This window comes from Stenotrophomonas sp. (assembly GCF_032061965.1).
In the GTDB taxonomy this organism is placed as follows: Bacteria; Pseudomonadota; Gammaproteobacteria; order Xanthomonadales; family Xanthomonadaceae; genus Stenotrophomonas.
Genome location: NZ_DAMBEF010000005.1, coordinates 110,620 through 126,849 on the forward strand (window position 1 = coordinate 110,620; position 16,230 = coordinate 126,849).

Sequence of the window (16,230 nt, forward strand, 5' to 3'; positions counted from 1 at the left end):
GGAGCATGGGGGCCGGTAGTCGGGGGACTACCGGCCCTGATCCCAGCAAAGCAAGGCCGCGTCACGGCGCGGAAGCAATAAAAACAAAGCCCCGGCCTTGGCCGGGGCTTTGTCCTTTTTAGGCGCCGATGTCCGACAGGGCCGGAACAGGGGGGATCCAGATTTCCTGGCGGACATCGACATTGAGCTGTCGGGCGTTGACCGGTTTGGGTCACTTAGCGACGTAACCTGTCACCCGTGGGTCCAAGCATTGCCTGCATTATCGGCAAATGCAACCTTTTTATTTCTCCACATTCCTGACTCCGCGCTCGCTCCGACTTTGTGACGCCGGTCGGGAGGGGGGCGCAGGCCGTGCCTGGGGGGCCGGGCGGGGCTGCATCGCCGGACGCGATGGCATGGCCTGACGCTGCGGCACCGCACGCGGCTGCTGCATGGCCTGCGGGGGACGCTGCTGCGGACGCTGGAGCTGGTCCATGTTCCGCCACGGCGACTTGCTGCCACCACCGTTTACCGGCGGACGCGGACCATTGCCGTTACCGGGGCGTGGGCCATGGCCATTGCCGTCACCAGGACGTGGGCCGTGACCGTTGCCGTCACCAGGACGTGGGCCGTGACCGTTGCCGTCACCGGGACGCGGGCCGTGACCATTGCCATCGCCGGGGCGAGGGCCGTGACCATTACCGTTGCCCGGACGCGGGCCATGGCCATGTTGCGGCGGGCGCGGACGATAGACGGGTCGATAGCCTGGGTAGCCGTAGCTGCCGTAACCACCATAGCCGCCGTAGTAACTGCCGTAGTAGCCACTGTCGTAGCCGCCCGGGTAACCATACGGGTAGCTGTACTGCACCGACGGCGAGCCGTGGTAGTAGCCACCGGCCCCACCATCGACATAGTCATAGGTGGCACAACCTGACAGGCCCAACAGCAGGCCGGTTGCGATAATCAGACGCTTGATCATGATGGTCCCCCCATTGGGAATGGCGTCCAGCTTCGGGCCATGGCGTTGAATCCCCCCTTAATTGGTACGGCTTAGCTGAACTGCAGGCATGTGCGCAATGAGATGGTCCCGGGGCAGCGCCCTACGCTAACCTTTCACCATGAATGAACCCATCTTGCCCGGTTTTGCCGAGGTATTGACCGCCGCAGCGCGCATCGCCCCCCATGCCTCGGTAACGCCGGTGCTGCGTTCGCGGGAACTGGATGCCCTTGCCGGTGCCAGCCTGCACTTCAAGGCCGAGCATCTCCAGCGCAGCGGCGCATTCAAGTTCCGTGGGGCCTGCAATGCGGTTTGGTCGCTGGAGGAGGCGCAGGCGCGCAATGGGGTGGTGACGCACTCGTCCGGAAACCATGGCGCGGCGCTGGCGCTGGCTGCACGTTCGCGGGGGATTCCCTGCCATGTGGTGGTGCCGGAAGGCGCGGTGGCAACCAAACTCGCCAACATTGCCCGTCACGGCGCGCAACTATGGCGCTGCGCACCGGCCCAGGCAGCGCGTGAAGCCGAATGCAACCGGATACAGCAGCAGACCGGCGCCGAGCTGGTTCATCCCTACGCCGATGCGCGCGTTATCGCCGGGCAGGGCACTGCCGTGCTGGAGCTTATCCGGCAGGCCGGCGCCACCCTGGATGCACTGGTGGTACCGGTAGGTGGCGGTGGGCTGGCCAGCGGCAGCTTGTTGGCAATGCAGGCGCTGCTGCCGGAGTGCGAACTGATCCTGGCCGAACCGGCCGGTGCCGCCGATACCGCACGTTCCCTGGCGGCTGGCGAGCGGCTTGTTGATTTCGTGCCGGACACGATCTGCGACGGGCTGCGCGGTGCCTTGGGGGCGCCCAACTTCGCCCTGCTGCAGCCGCGTGCGCAGGTGATCACCGTGGACGATGCTGACACGGTCAAGGCAATGCGATTGATCTGGCAGGTAATGAAGCAGACGGTGGAGCCTTCTTCGGCGATCACGCTGGCGGCGATCCTTGCCCAACCGCAGCGTTTTGCCGGACGCAACGTCGGCGTGGTGCTGTCCGGTGGCAATGTCGACCTGGACGCGCTGCCCTGGAGCCTGGCATGACGGCAGGGCGGGGACGTGTAGGCTTGCTGGGGTGGCTGTGGCGGCTGTGTGTACTGCTGTTGTTGTGGTTGCTGGGTGTGGCGGCGTGGATCATCTGGGTTGGTGATCGCGATCAGGCGGCGCCGGCCGATGCGATCATCGTGCTGGGCGCGGCGGCCTATGACGCCAAGCCGTCGCCGGTGTTTGAAGAGCGTATCCGCCATGGCTTGGACCTGTACCGCCAGGGCTATGCCAGCAAGCTGATTTTCACCGGTGGGTTTGGTGGGTCGCGTGCGCGGTTTTCCGAATCGCAGGTGGCGCGTCGTTACGCGTTGAAGCAGGAGATCCCGGCCGATGCCATCCTGATTGAAACCAAGTCACGCACTACCCGGCAAAATCTGGTGGAAGCCAAAGTGCTGATGGCGCAGAACGATCTGCACAAGGTCATCGTGGTCAGTGACCCGCTGCACATGGCGCGTGCGCTGCGCCTGTCGCGGGAATTGGGTATCGATGCGTTGGCATCGTCCACGCCGAGCACGCGCTTCCGCAGCTTTCACACGAGTTGGCGGTTTCTGGCGCAGGAAGTCTATTTTTTCCATCGCGACCTGTTTGCCAAGGGCGCGTGAATGAGCGAGGGCTGCATGGACACGAATGAAGTCAATCCGCGGCAGCGGGCGATGGTGCTGGTTCATGCCTATTACGAGGCTTTCAACCGGGGCGATTGGGCCGGCATGTTGGCCTGCCTGGACGAGAACGTGGTGCACGACCTGAACCAGGGTGTGCGTGAGAAAGGCCGTGAGGCTTTTGCTGCGTTCCTGCAGCGCATGGAAGCCAGCTACAGCGAGCAGTTGCGCGACATCGTGGTGATGGCCGACGACAGCGGCAACCGTGCTGCGGCCGAGTATGTGGTGCACGGTGAATATCACCTCACCGATGAAGGGCTGCCCCCGGCGCAAGGCCAACGCTATGCATTGCCGGGTGGCGCGTTCTTCGATGTGCGTGATGGGTTGATCACGCGTGTAAGCAACTACTACAACCTGCAGGATTGGATCGCGCAGGTGGGTGGCTGAGCATGCTTCATGCCCCCTCTCCCCTTGCGGGAGAGGGCTGGGGAGAGGGTGCTTTTGATGTTTGGTTGAGGTGCGGTTGAAGGCACGCGGCTGCGCCGCGCTCCCCTCTCCTGCCTGCGGCATCCTCTCCCGCAAAGGGAGAGGAGAGAGGCAGGAGCCAACAGCCAACAGCCAAAGCCGGCTGCGCTTCGTCGGCCACGCCTGGTGTGTACTCACGCTCTGGCTTCATGCTCCCTCTCCCCTTGCGGGAGAGGGTTGGGGAGAGGGGTGCTTTTGATGTTTGCTTGAGGTGCGGTTGAAGGCACGCGGCTGCGCCGCGCTCCCCTCTCCTGCCTGCGGCATCCTCTCCCGCAAGGGGAGAGGAGCACAGCAACAGCCAAAAGCCGGTTGCGCTTCGTCGGTCACGTCTGGTGTGTACTCACGCACTGGCTTCATGCTCCCTCTCCCCTTGCGGGAGAGGGCTGGGGAGAGGGGCGCTTTTGATGTTTGCTTGATGTGCCGTTGAAAGCACGCGGCTACGCCACGCTCCCCTCTCCTGCCTGCGGCATCCTCTCCCGCAAGGGGAGAGGAGAAGGGCCACAGCCACAAGCCAAAGCCGGTTGGGCTTCGTCGGCCATGCCACGCGCACTCACGCTCTGGCTTCATGCTCCCTCTCCCCTTGCGGGAGAGGGCTGGGGAGAGGGGCGCTTTTGATGTTTGCTTGATGTGCCGTTGAAAGCACGCGGCTACGCCACGCTCCCCTCTCCTGCCTGCGGCATCCTCTCCCGCAAGGGGAGAGGAGAGAGGCAACAGCCAAAGCCGACTGCTCTTCGTCGGCCACGCCTGGTGTGTACTCACGCTCTGGCTTCATGCTCCCTCTCCCCTTGCGGGAGAGGGTTGGGGAGAGGGGCGCTTTGGCCGTCAGCAACGACCCAGCCACATCCGCATCTCAATCACGCGGCTTGCGACGGATAGGAATCGCCGACAGCGGCACACTGGCCACATCGTGCCCATGTTCGCGGATAGGTGCCCCGGGTGCCGGTGCCCATGCGTGGGCGTAGATCACCTCCCAACTGCTCGGCAACTTGCCATCAGCACGACGCAAGGGCTCGTAGGCGGCCGAAGCGGCGGCGAAACGGCCACGGCCGGTCAGGGTGTGGCGACGTTCGGTCATGGCATTGGTGGCACCAATGGCCTTGAGTTCACGCATCAACGCGGGCAGGTCATCGTAGGTCAGAGTGAACATGTCGCGGTCCAGCACCGGGTCGCGGAAACCCGCAGCCAGCAATGCATCACCGAACTGCGCGATCTGCACAAAGCGGCTGACGTGGGCCGTGTCATCGGCCTGGGCGAAGGCAATGCGCAACTCCACCAAGGTGTCGTGGCCGAAGGTGGAGCACACCAGCAGGCCGCCTGGCTTGAGCACGCGGCGGAAACCTGCAAACACCGCCGGCAGGTCCTCCACCCATTGCAGGCACAGGTTGCTGAAGATCACGTCCACGCTGTTGTCGGCCAGCGGCAGGGCGCGGGCATCGGCGCACACGCGCGAGAATGGCCGCCACCAGCCTGCCTGCTTCTTCGCCTCCACCAGCATGGGCTGGGCCAGGTCCAGCGCGATCACCTGCGCTTTCGGCCAGCGCTTCTTCATCGCTGCGGTGGAATGCCCCGGGCCGCTGCCGACGTCCAGCACCACCGCCGGTTGCCTGTCTTCCAGGTAATCCAGCGATTCGAGCAGGCGTTTGGCCACTTCCTGCTGCAGTACAGCGGCAGCATGGTAGCTGGAGGCGGCACGCGCGAAGGCGCGGCGGACATGGTTGCGATCAAACAGGGAGGACATGGCAGATACGTCGTGGAAAGTCAGAAAGTGCCCGGGTAGGCGCCGCCATCGATCAGCAGGTTCTGCCCGGTAATGTAGCCAGCGTGCACGCTGCACAGGAATGCGCAGGCCGCGCCAAATTCCTCTGCGCTGCCGAAACGGCCGGCAGGAATGGCAGCGCGACGGCGTGCAGCCACTTCGTCCAGCGGCTGCTGCAGTTTGGTAGCACTGGCCTGCAGCGTGCCGCGCAGGCGGTCGGTGTCGAAAGCACCGGGCAGCAGATTGTTGATGGTGACATTGCGTGCCAGATGGGTGCGTGCCACGCCGGCGACAAAACCGGTCAGGCCCGAGCGCGCACCGTTGGACAAGCCAAGAATATCGATCGGTGCCTTCACCGAACTGGAGGTGATGTTGACCACGCGGCCATAGCCCCGTTCGGACATCGCGTCGACGGTGGCGCGGATCAGCTCGATCGGGGTCAGCATGTTGGCTTCAACTGCGGCCAGCCAATGCTCACGCTCCCAGTCGCGGAAGTCTCCCGGTGGTGGACCGCCGGCATTGTTGATCAGGATGTCGACCTGCGGGCAGGCGGCCAGCGCGGCCTCGCGGCCCGCGGCGGTGGTGATGTCGGCAGCTACGCTGATGACCTGGCCGGCGCCTGGCAGGGCGCGCAGCTCGGTTGCCGCTGCCTGCAGGGCTTCGGCCCCGCGTGCGACGATCACCACATTCACGCCTTCGGCAGCCAATGCCCGCGCGCAGCCCAGGCCCAGGCCTTTGCTGGCAGCGCAGACCAGGGCCCAGCGCCCGGTGATTCCAAGATCCATCAGCTCAAGCCTCGTGTGGCGGGTAGGCGCACATGATCGGTGATGCGTCGCGGTGTTGCCTGAAAAGGCTCATGCGCAGCCCGCAACGAAGTGTTGCAGCAGCTCGGCAACCTGATCGGCGTGACCGAGGAACGGGGCGTGGCCGCCACCATCGATGGTGTGGGCCGCGTGCAGGCCTGCCGGTGCCAATGCCGCCGCAGTGTGCATGGCACGCGCTGGCACCAGCCGGTCGCGCTGGCCACCGATCCAGAGCCCGGGCTTGTGCAAGGCAGACAAGGCCGCGCGCAGATCGCTGCGTTCAAGCAGGGCCAAGCCTTCGTGCAGGGCACGTGCGGCAGGCTCGCCCCGTTCGACCAGACTGTCGCGCAAGGTGCGCAGTTCACTGCGCGCGTGCTGCGAACCCATCACGTCGAGGGCCAGGAAGCGTTCCAGGGTGCCGCGGTAATCCTGCTCCAGATCGTGGCCGAACTGTTCGAATACCGCCGGCTCCACCGCATCCGGCCAGTCGGCGTCGCGGACGAAGCGCGGCGTGGCGGCCAGCATCGCCAGGCCGCGCACCTGCGGCAGGGTGGCGGCGCCATGCAGTGCGACCAGTCCGCCCAGTGACCAGCCGCACCACACTGCGGCGGGGGTGGCGCTGGCGATGGCATTGACCAGGTAGGGCAGGCGCAGCGGGGTGGGGTCGTCGTGGCTGTGGCCGTGGCCGGGCAGGTCGACGACATGCAGTTCGAAATGGGGCGATAGCCGCTCGACCAGCGGCGCGAAGATGCCGCCATGCAGTGCCCAGCCGTGGATCAGGACCAATGCCGGTCCATTGCCGGTGACGTGGATATGCATGGCGTTACAACCGGGTCTCAGGCAACGGTGTTGAGGGACTTCTGGTACAGCACCAGGTCGCGCGCCTGCCCGATTGCCTCCACCAGTGCCTTTACTTGTTCCACCGTATGCAGCGCCGACAAGGTCACGCGCAGGCGCGCCTTGCCCTCGGGCACGGTGGGTGGGCGGATGGCGCTGACCAGGAAGCCGGATTGCTCCAATGCCGCCGACAGCGCCATGACCGTGCTCTCGTCGCCGCACAACAAGGGCTGGATCGGGGTGTCCGATGCCATCAGCTCCAGTCCATGGCGGCGTGCACCCTCGCGGAAGACAGCGATCAGTTCGGTCAGCTTGTCGCGGCGCCAGTGGTCGCGGCGTGCCAGGCGTACGGCGGCCAATGACGCGGCCGCCTGTGCCGGCGGCAGGGCGGTGGTGTAGATATAGGGGCGGGCGGTTTCTGCCAGGTGCTGGATCAAGGCCTCCTCGCCCACCGCCACCGCGCCGTGGCCACCGAGCGCCTTGCCCAGCGTCGCCAACTGCAGCGGGACTTCGTTCACGCCCAGGCCGGCATCGGCAACGCAACCGCGGCCGTGCTCGCCGACCACGCCGATGCCATGTGCGTCATCCACGTAGAACAGCGCTTCCTGCAAACGCGCCACCAATGCCAGCGAGCGCAGCGGGGCGATGTCGCCGTCCATGCTGAAAACGCCATCGGTGATCAGCATCGCCGCGCCGTCGTTGCTGTTCTTGAGCTGGCGCATGGCGCCTTCGCTGTCCAGGTGCGGGTAGCGGCGCAGGCGGCAGCCGGCCAGACGGGTGGCATCGAGCAGGCTGGCGTGGTTGAGCCGATCCTGCACGCAGACGTCGCTTTCTTCATTCAACAGCGCCTGCTGCACCGCCAGGTTGGCCATGAAGCCACTGTCGAACAACAGGGCGCGCGGGTAGCCCAGCCAATCGGCCATCTCCCGCTCCAACTGCTGGTGCAGGCTGTGGTGGCCGCAGACCAGATGCGAGCCCGTGCTGCCCACGCCTTCGCGGCTGGCGGCGTCCTGCAACGCAGACATCACCTCGAACTGTTGCGACAGCCCCAGGTAGTCGTTGCTGCAGAACCCGGTCAGCCAGCGTCCGTCGATCTCCAACCGCACGCCATCGCGGCGGTTCACGGTGCGCCGGGTGCGGATGCGGCCCTGTGCAAGCCGGAGCTTGCGCAGGTCTTGGATGCGTTCGTGGATGTCAGGACGGGCCATGGCAGTGGTTCATGGTCAGACGGCCGGCTAGCGTACCCGGTTGCCTGTGAGAATTCCCGGCAGCCGTTGGCTGTACGGGCATCAGGCGCTGCGGGCGCAGGCCGGGGCGATGTCCAGGTGCACGGTACCGGGATGGTCGTGGCCCTCGGCATCCACCGCCACCGGCATCGGGACGATGCCCAGCCGGGTGAACAGGGCCTGGTCGCGTTCGGTGTCCGGGTTGCCGGTGGTCAGCAGCTTTTCCCCATAGAAGATGGAGTTGGCGCCAGCCAGGAAGCACAGGGCCTGCAGCTCGTCGCTCATGCTTTCGCGGCCGGCCGACAGGCGGACCATCGAATGCGGCATGACGATGCGGGCCACCGCGATCATCCGCACGAATTCAAACGGATCGAGCTCGGCACTGCCATGCAGCGGCGTGCCCGCCACCTGCACCAGGCGGTTGATGGGCACCGAGTCCGGGTGCGCCGGCAGGTTGGCCAGCGCCTGCAGCAGGCCTGCGCGGTGGTCGCGGGTCTCGCCCATGCCAACGATGCCGCCACAGCAGGTCTTCAGCCCCGCATTGCGCACGTTCTCCAGGGTATCCAGCCGGTCCTGGTACTGGCGGGTATGGATGATGGAGTCGTAGTAGTCCGGCGCCGTGTCCAGGTTGTGGTTGTAGTAGTCCAGGCCGGCGGCTTTCAGCGCCTGTGCCTGGTGGTCTTCCAGCATGCCGAGGGTGGCGCAGGTCTCCAGGCCCAGCGACTTCACCTCGCGGATCATGGCCGCGACCTTGGGGATGTCGCGGTCCTTGGGCGAGCGCCAGGCCGCGCCCATACAGAAGCGCGAGGCGCCGGCCTGCTTGGCGGCGCGCGCGCGCGCCACCACGCTGTCGGTGTCCATCAGCTTCTGCGCATCCACGCCGGTGTCGTAACGCTGCGCCTGCGGGCAATAGGCGCAGTCTTCCGGGCAACCGCCGGTCTTGACCGACAGCAGGGTCGACACCTGCACCTGGGCCGGGTCGAAGTGCTGGCGATGCACACTGGCTGCCAGATGCAGCAGCTCGGGGAAGGGCAGCGCGAACAGGGCGAGCAGCTCTTCACGTTTCCAGTCGTGGCGGATGACGGGGGTCATTGGTATTACCTGACGGTGCGGACTACGGAAGCGGCGCAGTCTGGTCAGCATGGATAAGACTGTCAACTACATTGGACGTGATTTGGTTTACGGCATCGGCAGGCGCCTGTCGCTTGCCCTGTTCCCGCCACGCTGCCTGTTGTGTGGCGAGCCCGGTGGCGGGGGATTGGATCTGTGCCAGCCGTGCAACCGCAACCTGCCCTGGCTGGGTGTGGCCTGCCGGCGTTGCGCGCTGCCGTTGCCCGCCAGCGAGACAGCCGGCATCTGCGGTGCCTGCCAGCGTGGCCGCTCCCCCTTGCAACAGGTGCGGGCTGCCTTTCTTTATCAGGCGCCGCTCAATGCCCTCGTGCTGCGTTTCAAGTTCCATCGTGACCTGTCGGCGGGCCGGCTGTTGGCGATGTTGATGGCGCAGGCGCTTGCCGGGGCGGAGCGTCCACAGGCGCTGGTGCCGGTGTCCTTGCATCTGGGCCGGCTACGCCAACGGGGCTATGACCAGTCGCTTGAACTGGCAAAGCCTTTGGGGCGCGCGCTGCAGTTGCCGGTGTGCACCCTCCTGCAGCGTCGCCATGCCACGGCCCCGCAGTCCGAACTGGACCAGGCCGCGCGTCGCCGCAACCTGCGCTCGGCCTTCACGGTGGCCGGCTCCGTGCCTGCGCATGTTGCGTTGGTGGACGACGTGATGACCACCGGCGCCACCGTGCAGGCGGCTGCGCGGGCCCTGCACCGTGCGGGGGCGACGCGGGTGGATGCGTGGGTGGTGGCTCGCGTGCCCTGATCACCGCGGCCCGCGCATTGATCATGGTCATGTGTTCACGACGTGGCACGGCCTAGACTGCGGGCGAGGGGGCTTCGTTCCACTTCGTCCAAAGGAGATTGCAATGGGTGCATCCCCGATTTTCCCGGCCGGTTCACTATTTGGCACGCTGGCCCGCAACTGGTGGGTGGTGTTGCTGTTCGGCCTGTTGGCCATCGTGTTTGGCGTGCTGACGCTGATCTCACCGGTCCGCACTGCCGCCATGTTGGCCGTGTGGCTGGGTGTGATGGCCATCGTCGAGGGCGTGGTGGCGCTGGTGGCCGCATTCAGCGGTTCAGCGCCGGTATCGCGCGGCTGGGCGGTGTTCTACGCGCTGGTGTCGATTGCGTTCGGCGTGCTGGCGGTGATCAACCCGCTGGTGACGGCCAGCGTGTTGTTGTTGTTCCTGGCCGCGTGGCTGGTGGTGGGCGGCATTTACCGCATCATCTTTGCAATCCGCGTGCGCAAGCAGATCCGCGGTGAGTGGATGTTGGTACTGAGCGGCCTGCTGGCGGTGGTTCTGGGCGTGATGTTCGCCCTCAACCCATTGTCGGGCCTGATCGTGACGTCGTTGTGGATCGGTGCGCTGGCGCTGGTTTATGGCGTGCTGCAGGTGGTTGCGGCTTTCCGCCTGCGCGCGCTGCGCTGAGGGAACACGCCTGCAGGGTCTGTCGCTTCAGCGCGCTCTCCCTTTGCGTCCGGCAAGGGGAGAGGCGCTGTATTGCGTGTGCTGTTGGAGCGTTGGCTTCGCGGCTTATGCCGCTGCTGCTTCGCCGCCGATGGCTGGCCCGGATCCGGGTGGGTGTTGCGCCTATCGCAGGTATTGGCTGGCAAGGATGCCGGCAAACAACACCGCGCCCACCCAGTTGTTATGCAGGAAGGCCTTGAAGCAGGGCTCGCGCTCCCGGTTGCGGCACAGCCAGAACTCGTAGACGACCAGCAGCATCGCCACGCAGATGCCGGCCCAGTAGGCCCCGCCCAGTCCGGCGCGTTGCCCGGCCAATGCCATCGCGCCGAAGAACAAGGCATAGAGGATGCCCTGGATCACCAGGTCCAGATCGCCGAACAAAATGGCGGTGGAATGCGAACCCACCTTCAGGTCATCGTCGCGGTCGACCATGGCATACCAGGTGTCGTAGGCGGTGGACCAGAGGATGTTTGCGGCGTAAAGCACCCAGCCCAGCGGCGGGATCTCGCCCTGGATGGCTGCAAAGGCCATCGGGATGCCCCAGCCGAAGGCCATGCCCAGATAGACCTGCGGCAGGTGGGTATAGCGCTTGAGGTAGGGGTAGCTGGCAGCCAGGAATACGCCGATGAAGCTCAGCCCGATGGTCAGGGCGTTCATTGTCAGGACCAGGGCAAATGCCACCAGCATCAGGCCTGCGAACAGTGCCAGTGCCTCGCGCCCGGAGACCGCGCCGGTAGCCAGCGGCCGCTCCTTGGTGCGTTTGACATGCGGGTCCAGCCAGCGGTCTGCATAGTCGTTGATCACGCAGCCGGCCGAACGGGTCAGCCAGACGCCGGCGGTGAACACGAACAGCGTCCACAGTGGCGGGGTGCCATCGGCGGCCAGCCACAGCGCCCACCAGGTGGGCCAGAGCAGGAGCAGGGTGCCGATCGGGCGGTCGGCGCGCATCAACTTCCAGTAGTGCCCGAGCCGCGCGCTGAGGTCTGCGGCCGGTGGGGTAGAGGTGGGGTGCTTCATGCTGCAAAGGTTACCAGTTGGGCGGGGCTGGCTTGCGAAATTGGCAGGGGGGCAGACCTGCGGCGGGTTTTGCCGTTAGAATGCGCGTCCGCCTGGTTCAGCCGCGCGGAACAATGCGCCCGTAGCTCAGCCGGATAGAGTAGTGGCTTCCGAAGCCATTGGTCGGGGGTTCGAATCCCTCCGGGCGCGCCAGATTCCATCGCGCATCGCGCGATAGACACAAAGCCCCGCATGCCGGGGCTTTGTGCTGTCTGCGGGTTGCTTGCCGCTTCATCCCGTCAAGCGGAATCAGGCCGAGGGCATGTCCTGCGAGCGCACGCGGTGCTTGCGTCGTGCGCGCAACGCCCGACCCACGCGTGACTCGGTCCTGCGTTCCAACACCACATCGATGTAGTCGGCGGCGAGCAGAAGCCCATCCATGTCCAGTCCGCACTGGATGCCCAATTCTGTCATCAGATAGGCGATGTCTTCCGTGGCCAGGCTGCCGGCCGCACCGGGGAAGTGCGTATTGCCGCCAAGCCCCGATATGGCGGTGTCGAATGCGCGAACGCCATGCTCAAGTGCTTCCACCACGTTTGCGATGCCCAGCCCGAAGGTATCGTGGAAGTGGCAGGCCAACGCCTTCACCGGCACTTCGGCCACGCAGGCGCGCAGCAGGGTGCCGATGGAGGCGGGTGTTCCGGTACCGGTGGAATCGATAAGGCTGATTTCGCGGCAGCCCATGTCATGCAGCTGCTTGACCTTGCGCACGACCTCGGCGGGCGCGACCGGGCCGGTGAAGGGGCAGTCGATCACGGCCGACAACGTAGCGCGCACCTGGATGCCAAGCCCCAGGGCGAAACCGGAGATCTCGTCGGCCCGACGCAGGCTTTCGGCGATATTGCAGTTGAGATTGGCGCGGCAATAGGCGTCGGTTGCAGCCGTAGCCACGGTGATGTCCCGACAGCCGGCGGCCACTGCCATCTCCAGTCCCTGCAGGTTGGGCACCATGGCCGAGCGGATCCTGTTGGCCTGCGAGCCGCCCAATAGATCGAACACCGTCGACGTATCGGCAAGTTGCGGCACCCAGCGCGGAGAGATGAAAGCGCCAACCTCCACCTCTCTCAGTCCCGCGAGTTCCAGCAGCTCGACGAGGTTCATGCGCACGATGGGATCGAGTGCGCGTATCTGGCTCTGCAGGCCACGACGTGCGCCGACCTCAATGATGCGCACGCGATCAAGCTCCGTGGTACGTGCGTCCATCACTGGCGACCTTCGCAAGCCGCGGTTGCTAGGGTGCCGCCTTGCCCTGCATTGGGCTGGGGAACGCATGCCCGGAACGTCTGTCCAAGCGACAGTGCTTTTCCCCCAATGAATCCCAGGATTGAGCCTCGTGTTACCCCGGCCTTTCTACCCGGCGGACTGTAGGGCGATCTCTCGATGTACAGCATGTGGCTGACATTCTCGGGACGTGCGGTATGCGTGATCACGTTGCATCCGTAGGCGGTAAAAGAAGCCTTCAAGATGACCCAGTGATGTATCGCGGCAATGGCCCATAACCCGCGAATTATGGGTACACAGCAACAGAACAGTTGCGGGGAAAATAGTCAGATTTATCTGACAGAAAATGCTTATTTATGCTCTTACGGAGGCTATTGCCAGGTGGATACAGTCCCTGCCGACGAACTCCCCCTGGATATAAAATGCTCTCCGAACCGCGAAAGATCTCATTGGCCGAAAAGGTCGCGATGGATATCGGTCGCCAGATACTGGCGGGGATTCTGAAGCCTGGCGACAAGTTGCCCTCGCTGCGTGAGTACGCGCGACTCAATGGTTATTCGAAAAACACCGTGATCTCTGCCTTCGATCTGCTGGGCGAGCGCGCATTGGTTGAGCCGCGCCACGGCAAGGGCTTCTTCGTGCGTGGCGTGGAAGCCCCCGCCGAACGCGAGGATGATGAGGAACCGGTGGGTTACAGCCGGGTCATCGATACCCTCTGGCTAATGCGACAACAGGCCATACGTGAGCCGGGGCGTTCACACCTTGCAGAAGGTTTCCCTCCTGTCGACTGGCTGACCTACATGCGCCTGGATCGTTTCCACCGCCAGGTCGTGCGCTCGGTGGGCGGGCTATTCCGCTACGGCAACCGCTATGGCTATCAGCCACTGCGACAGCAGCTGGTGCGACGGTTGGCGGCGCACGGCATGGAGTTGGGCATCCGTCAGTTGGTCACCACCTTTGGTGCCAATCATGCGCTTGACCTCATCATTCGCCGCTATGTGGCGCCGGGCGACACCGTGCTGGTTGAACAGCCGGGTTATTACCCGTTGTACGGCAAGTTGCAGCTGCATGGGGCCAAGCCCATCGCAATCAATCGACGCGCCGATGGGCCTGACTTGGCCGAGCTGGAACTGGCGTTGCAGCAGACCAAGGCGCGTGTGTTCTTCATCCAGACCATCGCCCACAACCCTACCGGCACCGATGTTGCGCCGGTGGTTGCCAAGCGCGTGCTGGAGCTTGCGGCGGCGCACGACGTATTGATCGTCGAAAACGATGCGATGGCGGACTTCAAGCCGAACTCTGCCTTGCGTCTGTCGTCGTTGGCGCAGTTCCGTAACACCTTGTATGTAGGCAGCTTCTCCAAGTCGGTGTCGGCTTCGTTGCGGAGCGGCTTCATTGCCGGCGAGAGTTCGCGCATCGAGGAGCTCGCCGACTTGAAGATGTTGCTGCACATCGGCAGCAGTGAGTACGGCGAACGGGTGCTTGAAGCAATCCTGCGGGAGGGCAACTTCCTGCGACATGTCAGCCGGCTGCAGGATCGCACCCGCGCAGCCACGGCGGAGGGCCTTGAAGTGCTGCAGCGCTTGGATGCAACTGTCTTCGCCACACCCGAACAAAGCCTTTACCTGTGGGCGAAGTTCGGCGGTATCAGTGACACGCGCGCTTTGACCACCCGTCTGCTGGAACGTGGGGTTGTGCTGGCGCCAGGCGCGTTCTTCAACCTGGACGCAGACCAGGTGTCGCCTTGGACGCGGCTCAATGTGGCCTATTTGTCCGACCCCCTGTTCCTGCGCAGCATGCGCGAAGAACTGGATGGCATCACCGGCGGCTGAGCCGCCGGGCAATGATGCAAGCGCCCCGTCGGGGCGCAATGCAACGAGGGAAATAGTGCCATCGACCGCGGCTTTTCAACGTCGGTCTGGCAGGGCCAACCAGCGGCCCTTTCTTTGTTCATCATTCCTGCGCCCTTGTCCCGTCAGAGGAAAGGGTCAGTTTGGTCATGTCTGCGCCAGAGCCCCTGCCGAGAGGCGGGGTGCTGTGCGTGCCCGGAACTGGCTGTCGGTAGGTAGGTGGGTACGCCGACCTGACGGGTTCACCCTTCGTTTCGGGTTGTGAAATTCAATTTCACAATACGCGCCGGTATTGCCGAATATGTGCACTGAGATGCGAATGCACGATGTCTGCAATTTGGCGAATTTCATTGATTTTTGGCGATATTTACCGGAATTTTGCGATTGTAAAGCGCGATGTGCATCACATTTCATGGTCGTAAGTGCCGTGAATCTTTCTTCATCGTAAAAAACGCCGGCTTGGCTAGGATGCCGCCCAAAGTGTGATGCCTCGTCGATTTTTGGCGCTTGATCTATGGATCAGAACCTGATTTCGACGTGAAGGCCTGCGCAGCTCAGGGGGCGGCGGTGCGGATGGGGGGGCCCGTTTTCAGCACAAGCAAGCAATCTTGGATCGCAGCGTGGCCGAGCAGACACCTTGGGGGTTGTTTGCGTTCGGAATTCGTCGCTCCAGCGTAGGGGGGGCGCGTGCATTGGGCTGGAAGGCCCATCGGAGCTGCGTGTGTTTGCCAAGTCTATCGTTGCGGGTTTGAGCCGCTTGCTGTGCGTCATGGCTGTCACTGGCGCGTTTGCCGTGCCAGCTGTCCAGGCACAGAACGCCACCAATACGGCCACGCTCACGCCGCCTGCTGGCGTCACCATTCCGACGACCAATCCGAGTTGTCGGGATACAGATTCCGATACGACGACCAGCGTTTCGCTGGCTTCCAACGTCTGCACCGCGACTGATTCGGATCCGATCACCGCCCCACAGCTGCGCCTGACCAAGACGGCCAGCACGTCACCAATGGTGGTCGGTGTGGCTGCGAGCTACACATTGAAGGTCGACAACATCGGCACGGCGGCTACTACCGCTGCTGCAACCGTGACCGACACCATCCCGACAGGCCTGACAATCGGCACCTTGCCGGCTGGATGCACCAACCCCTCGGGGCAAACGGTGAGCTGCACCATCCAGCCGGGGCTTGCTGCCACCAACGGCACTATCAGCTTTGTCATTCCGGTGACGCCCACTGCGGCGGCCGGTACAAGCATCACCAATACTGCAAGGGTCAGTGGCGGTGGCGACGCTACTTGTCCGGCCGAAGAGCGCTGCACCGGTACCGTCATCACCCCGGTCGCAAAGCCCGAACTCGAACTGACAAAGACTGCCACGCTGGTAGCTGACCAGACGACAATCACCTACACCTTCAGCGTGCGCAACACCGGCGGTGTTGCCCTCAACAACGTCACTGTTTCCGATACCAAGCTGACCGGCCTGAGCTGCAGCCCGATCGCGACGCTGGCCATCAACGCAACGCAATCGTTCACTTGTACTGGCCATGTCTATACGGTCACTACCGCAGACTTCAACGCGGGATCCGTGGTCAACACAGCCACCGCCACCGGCACTCCCACAGGCGGTACAACCCCGGTTAGCGACGACAGTACGGTAACCACGCCGCTCACGCAGACGCCGAAGCTGACCTCGACCAAGGTGGTGACCTCGACCGGTCCGTACA

General features: G+C 64.4%; 15 protein-coding genes and 1 tRNA gene. 8 read left to right on the plus strand and 8 right to left on the minus strand.

Annotated features, from left to right (window positions below; all coding sequences use genetic code 11):
* Nucleotides 1–280: 280 nt before the first annotated feature.
* Nucleotides 281–958 carry a hypothetical protein gene (locus RT460_RS04225; RefSeq protein ID WP_313317350.1) on the minus strand — a complete coding sequence of 226 codons (678 nt, stop codon included), beginning with the start codon at nucleotides 956–958 and terminating at the stop codon, nucleotides 281–283.
* A gap of 139 nt (nucleotides 959–1,097) precedes the next feature.
* Here RT460_RS04225 and RT460_RS04230 point away from each other — a divergent pair, with 139 nt between their 5' ends.
* Genes RT460_RS04230 through RT460_RS04240 form a run of 3 tightly spaced genes read left to right on the plus strand, consistent with a single transcriptional unit; the run spans nucleotide 1,098 to nucleotide 3,109 of the window.
* Nucleotides 1,098–2,060 (plus strand): pyridoxal-phosphate dependent enzyme, encoded by a 963-nt coding sequence (locus RT460_RS04230; protein ID WP_313317351.1) that lies wholly within the window; start codon nucleotides 1,098–1,100, stop codon nucleotides 2,058–2,060.
* Nucleotides 2,057–2,665 carry a YdcF family protein gene (locus tag RT460_RS04235; RefSeq protein WP_313317352.1) on the plus strand — a complete coding sequence of 203 codons (609 nt, stop codon included), beginning with the start codon at nucleotides 2,057–2,059 and terminating at the stop codon, nucleotides 2,663–2,665. The genes RT460_RS04230 and RT460_RS04235 overlap by 4 nt, the downstream gene beginning before the upstream one ends.
* 15 nt (nucleotides 2,666–2,680) lie before the next feature.
* Entirely contained in the window at nucleotides 2,681–3,109 is a 429-nt protein-coding gene (locus RT460_RS04240) for a ketosteroid isomerase-related protein (protein WP_313317353.1), read from the plus strand.
* A gap of 928 nt (nucleotides 3,110–4,037) precedes the next feature.
* On the opposite strand, the gene bioC is transcribed toward RT460_RS04240, so the two are convergent.
* From bioC to bioB, 5 genes are all read right to left on the minus strand, one after another.
* Nucleotides 4,038–4,925, minus strand: a complete 888-nt coding sequence (gene bioC / locus RT460_RS04245; protein ID WP_313317354.1) for a malonyl-ACP O-methyltransferase BioC — start codon at nucleotides 4,923–4,925, stop codon at nucleotides 4,038–4,040.
* A gap of 20 nt (nucleotides 4,926–4,945) precedes the next feature.
* Nucleotides 4,946–5,728, minus strand: coding sequence for an SDR family oxidoreductase (locus RT460_RS04250; RefSeq protein ID WP_313317355.1), 783 nt, complete (start codon nucleotides 5,726–5,728; stop codon nucleotides 4,946–4,948).
* Nucleotides 5,729–5,797: 69 nt separating this feature from the next.
* Nucleotides 5,798–6,565 carry a pimeloyl-ACP methyl ester esterase BioH gene (bioH, locus tag RT460_RS04255; protein WP_313317356.1) on the minus strand — a complete coding sequence of 256 codons (768 nt, stop codon included), beginning with the start codon at nucleotides 6,563–6,565 and terminating at the stop codon, nucleotides 5,798–5,800.
* Between the two features lie 17 nt (nucleotides 6,566–6,582).
* Nucleotides 6,583–7,791: an 8-amino-7-oxononanoate synthase gene (gene bioF / locus RT460_RS04260; protein ID WP_313317357.1), complete on the minus strand. Its 1,209-nt coding sequence runs from the start codon at nucleotides 7,789–7,791 to the stop codon at nucleotides 6,583–6,585.
* 81 nt (nucleotides 7,792–7,872) lie between these two features.
* Complete coding sequence (gene bioB / locus RT460_RS04265) at nucleotides 7,873–8,901, minus strand: biotin synthase BioB (RefSeq protein ID WP_313317359.1); 1,029 nt, start codon at nucleotides 8,899–8,901, stop codon at nucleotides 7,873–7,875.
* 49 nt (nucleotides 8,902–8,950) lie between these two features.
* On the opposite strand from bioB, the gene RT460_RS04270 reads away from it, so the two are divergent.
* Together RT460_RS04270 and RT460_RS04275 are read left to right on the plus strand one after the other, a co-directional pair.
* Entirely contained in the window at nucleotides 8,951–9,676 is a 726-nt protein-coding gene (locus RT460_RS04270; RefSeq protein WP_313317360.1) for a ComF family protein, read from the plus strand.
* A gap of 103 nt (nucleotides 9,677–9,779) precedes the next feature.
* Nucleotides 9,780–10,343 carry an HdeD family acid-resistance protein gene (locus tag RT460_RS04275; protein WP_313317361.1) on the plus strand — a complete coding sequence of 188 codons (564 nt, stop codon included), beginning with the start codon at nucleotides 9,780–9,782 and terminating at the stop codon, nucleotides 10,341–10,343.
* A 162-nt stretch (nucleotides 10,344–10,505) separates the two neighbouring features.
* Here RT460_RS04275 and ubiA read toward each other — a convergent pair whose 3' ends face one another.
* Entirely contained in the window at nucleotides 10,506–11,399 is an 894-nt protein-coding gene (ubiA, locus tag RT460_RS04280) for a 4-hydroxybenzoate octaprenyltransferase (RefSeq protein WP_313317362.1), read from the minus strand.
* A 115-nt stretch (nucleotides 11,400–11,514) separates the two neighbouring features.
* On the opposite strand from ubiA, the gene RT460_RS04285 reads away from it, so the two are divergent.
* Nucleotides 11,515–11,591 (plus strand) — tRNA-Arg (locus tag RT460_RS04285).
* A gap of 96 nt (nucleotides 11,592–11,687) precedes the next feature.
* Here the strand turns inward: RT460_RS04285 and RT460_RS04290 are convergent.
* A complete protein-coding gene (locus tag RT460_RS04290) occupies nucleotides 11,688–12,641 on the minus strand; it encodes a hydroxymethylglutaryl-CoA lyase (RefSeq protein ID WP_313317363.1) in 954 nt (317 codons plus the stop codon).
* Nucleotides 12,642–13,081: 440 nt separating this feature from the next.
* Here RT460_RS04290 and RT460_RS04295 point away from each other — a divergent pair, with 440 nt between their 5' ends.
* Both RT460_RS04295 and RT460_RS04300 read left to right on the plus strand, forming a co-directional pair.
* Complete coding sequence (locus RT460_RS04295; protein ID WP_313317364.1) at nucleotides 13,082–14,491, plus strand: PLP-dependent aminotransferase family protein; 1,410 nt, start codon at nucleotides 13,082–13,084, stop codon at nucleotides 14,489–14,491.
* Nucleotides 14,492–15,230: 739 nt separating this feature from the next.
* On the plus strand, nucleotides 15,231–16,230 hold a 1,000-nt coding region (locus RT460_RS04300), incomplete at its 3' end, for a hypothetical protein (protein ID WP_313317365.1).